This window comes from Streptomyces cavernae, assembly GCF_004023625.1.
In the GTDB taxonomy this organism is placed as follows: Bacteria; Actinomycetota; Actinomycetes; order Streptomycetales; family Streptomycetaceae; genus Streptomyces; species Streptomyces cavernae.
Genome location: NZ_RPDJ01000020.1, coordinates 38,215 through 50,669, shown reverse-complemented (window position 1 = coordinate 50,669; position 12,455 = coordinate 38,215). Strand labels below are relative to the sequence as shown.

The window sequence follows — 12,455 nt, the reverse complement described above, 5'->3', positions numbered from 1 at the left end:
GAAAGGCACCTCCCCGCGCCGTGATACGGTTGCCGAACAACGGCGCGGGGTGGAGCAGCTCGGTAGCTCGCTGGGCTCATAACCCAGAGGTCGCAGGTTCAAATCCTGTCCCCGCTACTGGAAACGAAGGCCCGGATCCTCCAAGGATCCGGGCCTTCGCGCGTCCCTGCACCGAGAGTTGGCCGACCTGTGTTTGACTTGTCTCTCTGTGGGCATGTCGACAAAACGCTGAAGTGACCTCACTGGCTGCGGTATACCAGGTGTACCCGGGTTGCAGGTGGTGCGACGATGGACGTTATGGGGGACAAGGCGACTCTGTTGGAGACAGGGCGGTTTGTGCAGTCTTCCGACCGGGACGAGACCGGCGAGGCTGCCGAGGAGGCACGCCTTCGACTCGCCGCCGAAACGGGCGACGTCGAAGCGACGAGCGTCCTCGGAGCCATGCTGCTGCGCCGTGCCGACCTCGACGGAGCCGAGCCCCTGCTGCGCGCCGCCACCGCCGCCGGAGACCGGGCCGCCGCCAACAACCTGGGTGTCCTGCTGCACTCCCGCGGCTACGCGGAAGAGGCCGCGGGCTGGTGGCGCATCGCCGCCGTCGCCGGATCCTCCGCCGCGGCCCACGCGCTGGGCCGCCACCACCGCGAGCGCGGCGACGAGCCCGCCGCCGAGTACTGGCTGCGCCAGTCCGCCGAACAGGGCCATGTGCTGGGCGCTTACGCACTGGCCGACCTGCTGGAGCACCGCGGTGACCCGGCGGCCGAGCGGTGGATGCGGCTGGCCGCCGAGCACGGGCACAGAGAGGCCGCCTACCGGCTGGCACGGGTGCTCGAGCGCAGGGCGGCCCGTGAGACCGACCGTGGTCTCGTACGGGAGACCGAGGGCGCGGAGGAGGACGGCGGGAAAGGGTCGTCCGCCGCCGAAGAGGCCGAGCAGTGGTACCGGCAGGCCGCGGCCCGCGGGCACCGGCGTGCCGCACTGTACCTCGGGGCGATCCTGGAGAAGCGCGGCGAACTCAAGGAGGCCGGGCGCTGGTACCTGACGTCCGCCAGGGACGGGGAGGCGCGGGCCGCCTGCGCCCTCGGCTTCCTGCTGCGCGACGCCGGGGACACCGAGAGCGCCGCGGTGTGGTGGCTGAAGGCCGCTCAGGACGGCGACGGCAACGCGGCCAACGCGCTGGGAGCGCTGCACGCCGAGCGCGGCGAGACCCAGACCGCCGAGCGCTGGTACCGCGCCGCCATGGACGCCGGTGACGTCAACGGCGCCTACAACCTTGGCCTCCTCTGCGCTGAGCAGGGGCGGACCGCTCAGGCCGAGCAGTGGTACCGGCGGGCCGCCTACGCCGGGCACCGTGAGGCAGCCAACGCCCTGGCGATCCTGCTGCTCCAGGTCGGGGACGCCGCCGGGGCGGAGCCGTGGTTCTCCAAGGCAGCCGAGGCCGGGAGCGTGGACGCCGCGTTCAACCTCGGGATCCTGTACGCCGGACGGGTCGACGAGACCACCGCGCTGCGCTGGTACGAGCGGGCCGCGGCCGCCGGGCACACCGAGGCCGCGCTCCAGGTCGGGATCGCCCGGCTCCGGGAGGGCGACGAGGCGGCCGCCGAGCGGCATCTGCGCTGCGCCGCGGGCGGCGGCAGCGCGGAGGCCGCGTACCGGCTGGCCGCCGTGCTCGACGCGCGCCGTCCGCCGCCGCCCGCACATGAACTGGGGGAGCCGGCCCAGGAGAAGAGCGAGTGCGAGGAGTGGTACGAGCGAGCCGCTGCACAGGGGCACCGGCGGGCCCAGGTCCGGGTGGGGATGCTGGCCGCCGCCCGGGGTGACGTGGTGGAGGCCGCCCGGTGGTACCGCGAGGCGGCCGAGGCGGGCTCCCGCAACGGGGCGTTCAACTTGGGGCTGCTGCTGGCCCGGGAGGGGAGCGAGCCGGAGGCCGCGCTGTGGTGGACACGGGCCGCCGATGCGGGACACGGCCGGGCCGCGCTCCGGCTCGCGCTTGTCTATGCGCGTCAGGGGGAGCTGGCGGAAGGGCAGAAATGGGCGGACCGGGCTGTTTCGCTGGGACCGGCCGAGGTCGGCGAGCGGGCGGCTCGGCTGCGGGACGCCCTGCGACAGGAGTTGTCAGCCTGAGGCGCTCGTTCGCGAACTCCCGCGAGCCGCCCCTGACAGCAATCGATTTGCGCTGCTCCCCGTGGTGACGTAACGTTGCGTTCACCGACGCGGGGTGGAGCAGCTCGGTAGCTCGCTGGGCTCATAACCCAGAGGTCGCAGGTTCAAATCCTGTCCCCGCTACTCATGGCCGAAGGGCCCGGATCCATCAAGGATCCGGGCCCTTCGCCGCTGTTACGGGCTGTGACTCACGGTCGGATTCGGGAAAGCCGCACGCGGAACGATGCCGGAACGAAGCGAAGCCGGCACGGAGGCGAAAGTCGGTGCGGAGTCAGCGAGAAGCCCCGACGTCCACGAAAGGGCGCCGGGGCTTTCTGGTGCGGGGGTGCTACGCGGCCGTGCAGTCGGGGCAGAGGCCGCGGTACGTCACCTCGACGTCCGAGACGGTGTAGCCGAAGCGCTCCGAGGTGGGCAGGTCCGAGAGCGGGTTGCCGGTCGGGTGCACGTCCTTGATCGCGCCGCACTGGGCGCAGACCAGGTGGTGGTGCGGCCGGTGGGCGTTGGGGTCGTAGCGCTTGGCGCGCTTGTCCGTGGCGACCTCCAGCACCTCCCCGAGCGACACCAGTTCGCCCAGGGTGTTGTAGACGGTCGCCCGGGAGATCTCGGGGAGCTTCGCGACCGCGCGTGCGTGCACCTCGTCGGCTGTCAGGTGTACGTGGTCGCCGTCGAGAACCTCGGCCACGACGCGCCGCTGCGCGGTCATGCGCCAGCCTCGTCCGCGCAGTCGTTCCAACAGGTCACTCATAGGAACAGAGTAACAGCAAACGGACCAGTTCCCGAACGGGTGTGACTTTGGACCTCAATGCGACTTGGACAATGTCCAGTGTCGGCTGGAAATGGCTGTGGAGGGCCGGGTTCCCGTATCTCTTGTGCGGGATCCGGCCCTCTGGCCGGTATCTCGTGCAATGTCCGGCCCTCTCGTGGCCGACCGGTGGCTCGTCGGGTCAGCTCACCAGCTGTCCGGTTCGGGCCCAGCAGCGGATGATGTCGCGCACCGAGACGATTCCGACCGGCCCGTCGCCGTCAAGGACGATCAGGTGGCGGAAGCCGCCGTTGGACATGGCCGTGGCGGCTTCCTCCAGGGTCCAGGAGGGGGTGGCGAAGACCACGTCGGTGGTGGTGTGGGCGTGGGCGTGCTCCTGGTCCGGGTTCTGCCCGAGACCTACGGAATTGAGGATGTCCCGCTCGGTCAGGATGCCGAGGCCGCTGGTGTCGGGATCGAACACCACGGCCGCGCCGACCCGGCGGGCGGACATCAGTGCGGCGGCCTGGCGGAGTGTGTGGGCGGGGCCGATGGTCAGGATCACCTTGCTCATGGCGTCTCGGACGAGCATGGACTTGAGCCACCTCCTGAGGGTCCGTGCGCTTGTGGAGGCCCGGCGCCGGAGGCGCCTGTTGAGCAATGCACAAGTTCACAAGTGGGCGGACTCCCAGGGTGGCAGGTAAACCGGCAGTCAACAAGAGAGCGGACGGGGGCTCATACGTGAGGCCACGTGCATCGCGCGCCCCCGGGGCATCAGGCCAGATAGTCCAGCAGTTCGTCATGGAGCAGACCGTTCGACGCCGCCGCATTGCCACTGTGCGGGCCCGGGCGGCCGTCCAGTCCGGTGAAGGTGCCGCCGGCCTCCGTGACCACGATCGCGTTCGCCGCCATGTCCCACAGCGACAGCTCCGGCTCGGCGCAGATGTCGACCGAGCCCTCGGCCACCATCATGTACGGCCAGAAGTCGCCGTAGGCGCGGGTGCGCCAGACCTCGCGGGTCAGGTGCAGGAACGCGTTCAGCCGCCCGAGCTCCTCCCAGCCGGTCAGCGAGGAGTACGCGAAGGATGCGTCGGCCAGCTTCGAGACCCGTGAGACGTGCAGCCGGGACGACGAGGACAGGCTCCGTCCGGTGTACGCGCCGTGCCCCTTCGCCGCCCACCAGCGCCGGCCCAGCGCGGGGGCCGAGACCACGCCCACCACCGGCTGGTAGCCGCCCGGGCCCGCCTCCATCAATGAGATCAGCGTGGCCCACACGGGCACACCGCGGACGTAGTTCTTGGTGCCGTCGATCGGGTCGATCACCCAGCGACGGGGGCCCGTGCCCTCGATGCCGTACTCCTCGCCGAGGATGGCGTCCCGCGGCCGGGCACGCTGGAGCTGCCCGCGGATCAGCTCCTCCGCGGCCTTGTCCGCCTCGCTGACGGGAGTCATGTCCGGCTTGGTCTCGACCTTGAGGTCGAGCGCCTTGAACCGGGCCATCGTCGCGGCGTCGGCGGCGTCCGCGAGGACGTGGGCGAGGCGCAGATCATCGAGATAGTCGGGCATGAGCGAACAGTATCGATCCTGCTCCGGCCGGGGCCATACGGACCAGGTGATCATCACCGTGCGCGAGGGACCATGATCATGGCGCGCGGTAGCCGGTACACACCCCCGGGCGCTGCCGCAAACCCTTGACACTGCCTCTGCGCGCGTCAACTCTGGCACCGGAGTCGCTCGCCCGGGGAGGCGGTCATGCCAGCAGCGCGGGAATCCCTTCTGGACGCCGCGTACGCGGCGCTCGCGCGCCGGCCGTGGTCAGGGGTGCGCATGGTGGACGTCGCCGCCATGGCGGGGGTGTCACGGCAGACGCTCTACAACGAGTTCGGCAGCAAGGAGGGGCTGGCCCGCGCCCTGGTGCGCCGTGAGGCGGACGCGTATCTGGCGGGTGTGGAGCGGGCGTTGACGAGTCATACGGACGCCCGCGAGCGGCTCGCCGCGACCGCCGAGTGGACCGCGTCGGCGGCCCGGGGCAACGCGCTCGTCAAGGCCATGCTGACCGGCTGCTGGACCGAGCGGCTGCCGTCACCGACGCTGTCGGCCGTGCCGTCCTCGTCGGCGGTGCCGGCCCAGCGGCGCGCCGACGGTCCGCTGCCGTCGCCCGCGGACTTCGTCGCGCTGGTACGGGACCGGGCCGTCGCCGCGCTGGTCGGGCCGGGCATGCCGAAACAGGAGGTTGGCGAGCTGATCCGGCGCTGCGAGGTCGCCGTCCGGCTGGGGTTGTCGTGTGTCGCGGCTCCGCCGGGGGAGGGCGGGGCCACGTCCCTCGTCCGGGAAGCGCTTCGATAGGTCGGCCGTTCGCCCTGGTGCCCCGGCAGGCAGCGTCTGCCCGTCGAGGAGCGGCGTACGGTCACTGGCCCGGGAGCGAGCGCGGTGGGGCGGGGCGGCTGCGGGCCAGTTGTGGCGTGTCGTGCCCGCGCGGCGGAGCCGCACGGTCACAGCCCCGCGCCCATCGAGGGCGCAGCCGCCGCACGAGTCCTCTCAGTACGCCGACCCGGATCAGTGCGCCGACCCCGACAACTGCAGGCCGATCACTCCCACGATCACCAACGTGATCGAGACGATCTTCAAGGTGGACACCAGGTCCCCCAGGAACACCATGCCGTAGATCGCGGTGCCCGCCGCGCCGATCCCCGTCCAGACCGCGTACGCGGGGCCCACATCCAGTTTCTTCAAGGAGAGCGTCAGCAGGCCGAAACTGCCCAGGGCGAAGATGCAGAAGGCGACGGTCGGCCAGAGTCTGGTGAAACCGTGTGAGAGTTTCAGACAGACGGCGAAACCGGTCTCCAGCAGTCCGGCCACGATGACCAGCAGCCACGCCATGTCTCGTCCTCCCTGTCAGCACGTTCCGTGACCGCTTCGTCCGTCTTCCGTCCGGCTGGTGCGAGTATGCATTTACCGGCGTGCCTCACGTGCAAACAACGCGGAGGTCAGTCGCGTTCCCGGCGCCCGGTCAGTCGCCTTCCCTCCGCTCACGCGTCGCGAGCAGCCTGCGCAGCGAGTACAGCCGGGCCGGATCCGCGTGCCCCTCGGCGACCCACGCGTCCAGCGCGCAGTCCGGCTCGTCGTGGCTGCAGGCCCGGGGGCAGTCCGCGGTGCCGGACTCCAGGTCTGGGAAGGCGTGGATGACCCGCGCCGGATCCACGTGGTGCAGACCGAAGGAACGGACGCCCGGGGTGTCGATCACCCAGCCGTCGGTGTCGGACAGCGGCAGCGCGAGCGCGGACGTGGTGGTGTGCCGGCCACGGCCCGTCACAGCGTTGACGTGCCCGGTGGTACGGCGGCGGTCCTGAGGGACGAGCGCGTTGACGAGCGTCGTCTTGCCCACCCCCGAGTGCCCGACGAACGCCGTGATCCGGTCGTCGAGATGTTCGCGGACCCGCTCCGCCGCACCGCCTCCGTCCAGTTCGTCCCGGCTGGTGACCACGTACGGGATGTCCAAGTCGCCGTACAGCTCCAGGAGTTTGTCGGCCGGGGCCAGGTCCGACTTGGTCAGCACCAGCAGGGGTTCCAGGCCGCCGTCGTAGGCCGCGACGAGACAGCGGTCGATCAGGCGCGGGCGCGGCTCCGGATCGGCGAGGGCGGTGACGATGGCGAGCTGGTCGGCGTTGGCGACGACCACGCGCTCGAACGGATCGTCGTCGTCGGCCGTGCGGCGCAGCACCGAACTGCGCTCCTCGATACGGACGATCCGTGCGAGGGTGTCCTTCTTGCCGGAGAGATCGCCGACCAGGGCCACCCGGTCGCCGACGACCGCCGCCTTGCGGCCCAGCTCACGAGCCTTCATGGCCATGATGACCCGGTCGTCGACGAGGCAGGTCAGCCGCCCCCGGTCGACGGTGAGGACCATGCCCTCGGCGGCGTCCTCGTGCTTGGGCCGGATGCTGGTGCGCGGGCGGTTGCCCCGGCGGTTGGGGCGCGAACGGATGTCGTCCTCGTCGGTGTGCTTGCCGTAACGGCGCATGGCGGTGTCCCTGCGTCCCTACGCCCCGAGCATCCCGGTCCACAGTTCGGGGAAGTCGGGCAGGGTCTTGGCGGTCGTCGCCACGTTCTCGATCTGCACGCCCTCGACCGCGAGGCCGATGATCGCGCCCGCGGTCGCCATGCGGTGGTCGTCGTAGGTGTGGAACACCCCGCCGTGCAGCGGACGCGGACGGATGTGCAGACCGTCGGCGGTCTCGGTGACGTCACCGCCCAGCTCGTTGATCTCCTTGGTGAGCGCCGCCAGCCGGTCGGTCTCGTGGAGGCGGAGGTGGGCGACGCCGCGCAGGGTGGAGGGCGCGTCGGCGAGGGCCGCGACCGCCGCGATGCCCGGGGTCAGCTCGCCGACCTCGCTCAGGTCCACGTCGATGCCGTGGACGGACCCGGAACCGGTGAACTCCAGGCCGCGGTCGGTCAGTTCGCAGGATCCGCCCATCTCGGTGAAGATCTCCCGGAGTTGGTCGCCGGGCTGGGTGGTGCGCGCGGGCCAGTCGGGGATGACGACCTTGCCGCCGGTCACCAGCGCAGCGGCCAGGAACGGCTGGGCGTTCGACAGGTCCGGTTCGACCGTCAGATCACGGCCGAGCAGCGCACCGGAGGTGACCCGCCAGACGTTCGGCTCGCCGCCCGACTCCGGGGTGTCGACCTGCGCGCCCACCGCGCGCAGCATGTCGACGGTCATCCGGATGTGCGGCATCGACGGCAGCGTCGCGCCGGTGTGCCGGACCTCGACGCCCTGGTTGAAACGCGGAGCGGAGAGCAGGAGCGCCGAGACGAACTGGGAGGACGAGGAGGCGTCGATGGCGACCGGGCCGCCGTCCAGGGCGCCCGAGCCGTGCACCGTCAGCGGCAGCGCACCCCGGCCGTCGTCGTCGATCCGGGCACCCAGCGACCGCAGGGCGTCGATCACACCGTGCAGCGGACGCTCGTACGAACGCGGATCGCCGTCGAAATGGACGGGTCCGTCGGCGAGCGTGGCCACGGGCGGCAGGAAGCGCATCACGGTGCCCGCGTTGCCGACGTCGACCGTGACCGGGCCGTGCAGGTTGGAGGGGATGACGCGCCAGGCCTCGCCGGAGCCGACGGCGCCCCCCGCGACGGGCGAGCTGGACGACACCGTCTCCTCGATGCCGACGCCCATCGCGCGCAGGGCGGCCGCCATCAGCAGGGTGTCCCGGGAGCGCAGCGGGCGGCGCAGCCAGCCGGGCTCGGAGGCGAGCGCGGCCAGCACCAGCGCGCGGTTGGTGACCGACTTGGACCCGGGCACGTGGACCGTCGCGTCGACGGCTCCGCTCGCGTGCGGGGCGGGCCAGGGGGCGGTGTGTGCGGGGTTAACGGTCATGCGCCCCACTTTAGTGGGGGTACGCGCCGCCGGGATTGGCCGGGAACGCGGGTCGTCCATCGGCTGCGGGCCCGTTGTGGCAGGTCGTGCCCACGCGGCGGAGCCGTCGACGGCACGGACCCGCGCCCCAGGGGGCGCCTCACAGCCCCAGGAGCCACCTTCCGCCGCCGAGCAGCGAGCACAGCGACACCGCGTGGAACAGGAACAGCCACATCGCCGCCGGGACGTTCGTCAGCCGCGACAGCTGGTCCGCGTCCGAGTCTCCGGCCCCTCCGCGGCGCCGCTTGGCCTGCAGCTCGAAGGCCGGCCGTACGCCGCCCAGCAGCAGGAACCACACCACCGCGTACGCGAACGCCGCCTGCACCTGCGGCCCGGCGAGCCAGGACACCGCTAGGAAGGTACCGCCGGTGACCACCACGGTGAGCGCGCCGTACGCGTTGCGGATCATCACCAGCATCACGATCAGCAGCGCCGTGGCGAGCCACAGCAGGGCGGTGATGTGCCCCGCGGCCAGCAGGGCGGCGCCGCCGAGGCCGAGCAGCGGGGGAGCCGTGTAACCGGACGCCGCGGTGAGGATCATGCCCAGGCCGGTGGGCTTGCCGCGGCTGACGGTCAGGCCGCTGGTGTCCGAGTGCAGTCGTATGCCGGTGAGCGTGCGGCCGGTGAGCAGCGCGACCAGGCCGTGGCCGCCCTCATGGGCGATGGTGATGGCGTTGCGCGCGAGCCGCCATATGCGGTGCGGGACGACCACCGCGAGTGCGGCGGCGGCGGTGGCGAGCACGACCCAGGTGTCCGGGTCGGGCTGCGTGCCGAAGACCTGGTCCCAGAGGCCGCTGAGTGAGGTGGCTGCGGTGGTGTCCATGGGTGGGCGGGGCTCCTACTGCTCTGACCGGATTACTGGTCCAACGGGGCTACTGGTCGTGACCGGGTTAGTGGTCCAACGGGGGCTACTGGTCGCGCGGAATCTGGCAGTGTTGCACGTATGTGCGGACGGTATGCGGCAAGTCGTAGGCCCGAGGATCTCGCAGGAATCTTTGAGGTCGAGAAGTGGGAGCCGGAGGAGACCCTGGCGCCCGACTACAACGTGGCCCCGACCAAGGAGGTCTACGCGGTCCTCGACCGTCCCTTGAAGGACGCCGACGACCGGCGTCCGGTTCGCCAGCTGCGCCGGCTCAAGTGGGGGCTGGTGCCGTCCTGGTCGAAGACTCCGGAGGGCGGGGCGCGGATGATCAACGCGCGCGCCGAGACGGTGCACGAGAAGCCCTCGTACCGGCGGGCGTTCACCTCGCGGCGCTGCATCATCCCCGCCGACGGGTACTTCGAGTGGGTCACCGGGCAGCAGGAGCGCGATCTCGAGGTCGAGGGCAAGAAGAAGCGCCCGCGCAAGCAGCCGTACTTCGTGCTTCCCGCCGACGGGTCCATCTTCGCCATGGCCGGGCTGTACGAGTTCTGGCGGGACAGGACGCTGCCGGACGAGCACCCGCAGGCGTGGTGGGTGACGTGCTCGGTGATCACTACGGAGGCGGAGAGCGCGCCGCTCGCGGTGGCGCCCGCGGAGGGACCGCGCTCCCTGGCCGACATCCACCCGCGGATGCCGCTGATGCTCACCGCGGACCGGTGGGACGCCTGGCTGGACCCGGCCCGGACGGACGTCGAGGACCTTCGCGGGCTGCTCGCGCCGCCGCCCGGTGGGCTGATGCGGGCGTATCCCGTGTCCACGGCGGTGAGCAATGTGCGCAACAACGGGCCGGAGTTGTTGAAGGAGCTGGAGGGGCCGGAGGTGGGGACCCTCTTCTGAGGATCTTCTGAGGGGCTCGCTTTCTTCGGGGCTCGCTCTCTTGGGTTTCCGGGGTCGGGTTCCCCGGGGGAGGACGGTTCCGGCTGCGCCGGGTGGGGGCGGGTCGGCTGGGCCTGGGAGGGGATGCCCGCTCCCGCCGGGGAGGGGTCGGGCCGGCTGGCTGCCGCGGGGGCGTGGTGGGTCGACCGGGCCAGGGTTTGTTCGCCCCCTCCGCCCCTTCCCGTCCCGTCCTGGGGGCTCCGCCCCCAGACCCCCGTCGGCTTGGACGGCCTCGTTCTTGGGGGCGCTGCCCGCAAGCCCCCCGTCGGCCTGGACAGCCTCGTTCCTGGGGGCTCCGTCCCAAGCCCCCCGTCGGCCTGGACGGCCGCGTCCTCGGACTCCCCGGGCCGAGGGAAGCCGGGCAGCGGCCGTCCCGCGATTACCGTGGCTCTGTGACTCGTAACGAGACCGTGGAGACCGGGGCCGGGATCGCCCGGATCACCTGGCACCGCACCAAGCAGCAGCCCGAGCTCGTCCTCGCCCTCGGCCACGGTGCCGGCGGCGGGATCGAGGCCCGGGACCTCGTGGCCCTCGCCGGTGTCCTGCCCGCGCAGGGCGTGAGCGTCGCGCTCGTCGAGCAGCCCTGGCGGGTGGCCGGCAAGAAGGTCGCCCCGGCGCCCAGGACGCTGGACGAGGGGTGGCGGGGGATCTGGCCGGCGCTCGCCGCGCCGGGGGTGCCCGTCGTCGCGGGCGGGCGGAGCGCCGGGGCCCGCGTCGCGTGCCGCACGGCGCGGGAGCTCGGCGCCGCCGCCGTGCTCGCGCTGAGCTTCCCCCTGCACCCGCCGGGCAGGCCCGAGAAGTCCCGCGCCGAGGAACTCCTCGGGGCCCGGGTGCCCACGCTCGTGGTGCAGGGCGGCAACGATCCGTTCGGGAAGCCGGAGGAGTTCCCGGCCGGCCCCTACGAACTCGTCGAGGTGCCCTACGGCGATCATGGCTTCGCCGCGCCGAAACGCGCGGCCCTCGGCCAGGACGAGGCGCTGCGGATCATCACCGACGCGGTGGTGAAGTGGGTCACGGGCCTGGGGTGACGGCCCCGGGAATGCCGACGGTCGGACTTCTGTTGTGCGAGCAGACGGTACGGACACGTACCGCCGAAGCCATTGGGAGAGGAAGTCCACCGCATGGGTTCGACCATCTGCCCGAGCCGCCGCAGCACCGCTGACCTGGACTGGTCCGTGCTGCACGTGGCGAAGAACGCGCCCCTCCGGGCACCGGGCGGACCGGATCGGCACGCCGTCGCGACCGCAGGTCGTCTATCCTCCGATTCGAGTGGGACCGGTTTCGGTTCCACACAGACTCTGGAGGAGGTGGGTCCGGTCACTGGGACCGACGCAGGGACCGAACACGGCCAGGCGGAGGGGCAGCCCGAGGGTGCGGAGTCGTCGGCCGAGCGCAGTGCGCGCTTCGAGCGGGACGCGCTGGAATTCCTCGACCAGATGTATTCGGCCGCGCTGCGCATGACGCGTAACCCGGCCGACGCCGAGGACCTGGTGCAGGAGACGTATGCCAAGGCGTACGCGTCCTTCCACCAGTTCCGTGAGGGCACCAACCTCAAGGCGTGGCTGTACCGGATCCTGACGAACACCTTCATCAACTCGTACCGGAAGAAGCAGCGCGAGCCTCAGCGCAGTGCGGCCGAGGAGATCGAGGACTGGCAGCTGGCGCGCGCCGAGTCGCACATGTCGACGGGCCTGCGCTCCGCCGAGTCGCAGGCGCTCGACCACCTGCCCGACTCGGACGTGAAGGAAGCGCTCCAGGCGATCCCCGAGGAGTTCCGCATCGCCGTCTACCTCGCCGACGTAGAGGGCTTTGCGTACAAGGAGATCGCGGACATCATGGGGACACCCATCGGTACGGTGATGTCCCGGCTGCACAGGGGCCGCCGTCAACTGCGCGGCATGCTCGAGGACTACGCGCGTGATCGCGGACTGGTCCCGGCCGGCGCCGGAGAGTCGAACGAAGCGAAAGGCTCGGGCTCATGAGCTGCGGAGAGCCGCACGAGACGGATTGCAGTGAAGTCCTGGACCATCTCTACGAGTTCCTCGATCGCGAGATGCCGGACGCGGACTGCACCAAGTTCGAGGTGCACTTCGAGGAGTGCTCCCCGTGCCTGGAGAAGTACGGGCTCGAGCAGGCCGTGAAGAAGCTGGTCAAGCGCTGCTGCGGGCATGACGACGTGCCCACCGACCTGCGGGCCAAGGTCATGGGCCGGATCGAGCTGATCCGCTCCGGGCAGACGGTGCCCGAGCACGATGTGACAGCCGCCCCGTCGGCCACGCCGACCGGGCCGGTCACCTCCCAGGAGTCCTGACTCCCGGCCGGGCCTCGGGCCCGCG

At 71.5% G+C, this 12,455-nt stretch carries 13 protein-coding genes and 2 tRNA genes; 8 read left to right on the top strand and 7 right to left on the bottom strand.

Annotation, left to right across the window (positions count from 1 at the left end):
• Positions 1-43: 43 nt before the first annotated feature.
• From EF387_RS28780 to EF387_RS28770, 3 genes are all read left to right on the top strand, one after another.
• Positions 44-117: transfer RNA gene (locus EF387_RS28780), tRNA-Met, on the top strand.
• A gap of 171 nt (positions 118-288) precedes the next feature.
• The gene (locus EF387_RS28775) at positions 289-2,121 is read left to right on the top strand and encodes a tetratricopeptide repeat protein (protein WP_128379543.1); all 1,833 of its coding nucleotides are present in this window, start codon (positions 289-291) and stop codon (positions 2,119-2,121) included.
• A gap of 88 nt (positions 2,122-2,209) precedes the next feature.
• Positions 2,210-2,283, top strand: a tRNA-Met gene (locus tag EF387_RS28770).
• Positions 2,284-2,488: 205 nt separating this feature from the next.
• Here EF387_RS28770 and EF387_RS28765 read toward each other — a convergent pair.
• The 3 genes from EF387_RS28765 to hisN all read right to left on the bottom strand — a co-directional run bounded on the left by EF387_RS28765 (position 2,489) and on the right by hisN (position 4,468).
• Positions 2,489-2,905, bottom strand: a complete 417-nt coding sequence (locus EF387_RS28765) for a Fur family transcriptional regulator (RefSeq protein WP_128379542.1) — start codon at positions 2,903-2,905, stop codon at positions 2,489-2,491.
• A gap of 199 nt (positions 2,906-3,104) precedes the next feature.
• On the bottom strand, positions 3,105-3,494 hold the full coding sequence (locus EF387_RS28760) for a CBS domain-containing protein (RefSeq protein ID WP_128379541.1): 390 nt from the start codon (positions 3,492-3,494) through the stop codon (positions 3,105-3,107).
• Positions 3,495-3,676: 182 nt separating this feature from the next.
• On the bottom strand, positions 3,677-4,468 hold the full coding sequence (hisN, locus tag EF387_RS28755) for a histidinol-phosphatase (protein ID WP_128379540.1): 792 nt from the start codon (positions 4,466-4,468) through the stop codon (positions 3,677-3,679).
• 186 nt (positions 4,469-4,654) lie between these two features.
• Here hisN and EF387_RS28750 point away from each other — a divergent pair, with 186 nt between their 5' ends.
• Complete coding sequence (locus EF387_RS28750) at positions 4,655-5,248, top strand: TetR/AcrR family transcriptional regulator (RefSeq protein ID WP_128379539.1); 594 nt, start codon at positions 4,655-4,657, stop codon at positions 5,246-5,248.
• Between the two features lie 210 nt (positions 5,249-5,458).
• Here EF387_RS28750 and EF387_RS28745 read toward each other — a convergent pair whose 3' ends face one another.
• The 4 genes from EF387_RS28745 to EF387_RS28730 all read right to left on the bottom strand — a co-directional run bounded on the left by EF387_RS28745 (position 5,459) and on the right by EF387_RS28730 (position 9,144).
• On the bottom strand, positions 5,459-5,782 hold the full coding sequence (locus tag EF387_RS28745; RefSeq protein ID WP_128379538.1) for a DMT family transporter: 324 nt from the start codon (positions 5,780-5,782) through the stop codon (positions 5,459-5,461).
• A gap of 130 nt (positions 5,783-5,912) precedes the next feature.
• Positions 5,913-6,923, bottom strand: coding sequence for a ribosome small subunit-dependent GTPase A (gene rsgA / locus EF387_RS28740; RefSeq protein ID WP_128379537.1), 1,011 nt, complete (start codon positions 6,921-6,923; stop codon positions 5,913-5,915).
• Between the two features lie 18 nt (positions 6,924-6,941).
• On the bottom strand, positions 6,942-8,282 hold the full coding sequence (gene aroA, locus EF387_RS28735; RefSeq protein WP_128379536.1) for a 3-phosphoshikimate 1-carboxyvinyltransferase: 1,341 nt from the start codon (positions 8,280-8,282) through the stop codon (positions 6,942-6,944).
• A 139-nt stretch (positions 8,283-8,421) separates the two neighbouring features.
• Positions 8,422-9,144, bottom strand: a complete 723-nt coding sequence (locus EF387_RS28730; RefSeq protein ID WP_128379535.1) for a M50 family metallopeptidase — start codon at positions 9,142-9,144, stop codon at positions 8,422-8,424.
• A 120-nt stretch (positions 9,145-9,264) separates the two neighbouring features.
• Between EF387_RS28730 and EF387_RS28725 the strand changes: the two genes are divergently transcribed.
• From EF387_RS28725 to rsrA, 4 genes are all read left to right on the top strand, one after another.
• A complete protein-coding gene (locus EF387_RS28725) occupies positions 9,265-10,080 on the top strand; it encodes an SOS response-associated peptidase (protein WP_128379534.1) in 816 nt (271 codons plus the stop codon).
• Positions 10,081-10,511: 431 nt separating this feature from the next.
• Positions 10,512-11,147, top strand: a complete 636-nt coding sequence (locus tag EF387_RS28720; RefSeq protein WP_128379533.1) for an alpha/beta hydrolase family protein — start codon at positions 10,512-10,514, stop codon at positions 11,145-11,147.
• A gap of 279 nt (positions 11,148-11,426) precedes the next feature.
• Entirely contained in the window at positions 11,427-12,101 is a 675-nt protein-coding gene (gene sigR / locus EF387_RS28715; protein ID WP_202918395.1) for an RNA polymerase sigma factor SigR, read from the top strand.
• Positions 12,098-12,430 carry a mycothiol system anti-sigma-R factor gene (rsrA, locus tag EF387_RS28710; protein ID WP_128379531.1) on the top strand — a complete coding sequence of 111 codons (333 nt, stop codon included), beginning with the start codon at positions 12,098-12,100 and terminating at the stop codon, positions 12,428-12,430. Before sigR ends, rsrA begins: the two co-directional genes overlap by 4 nt.
• The last annotated feature ends 25 nt before the right edge of the window (positions 12,431-12,455 follow it).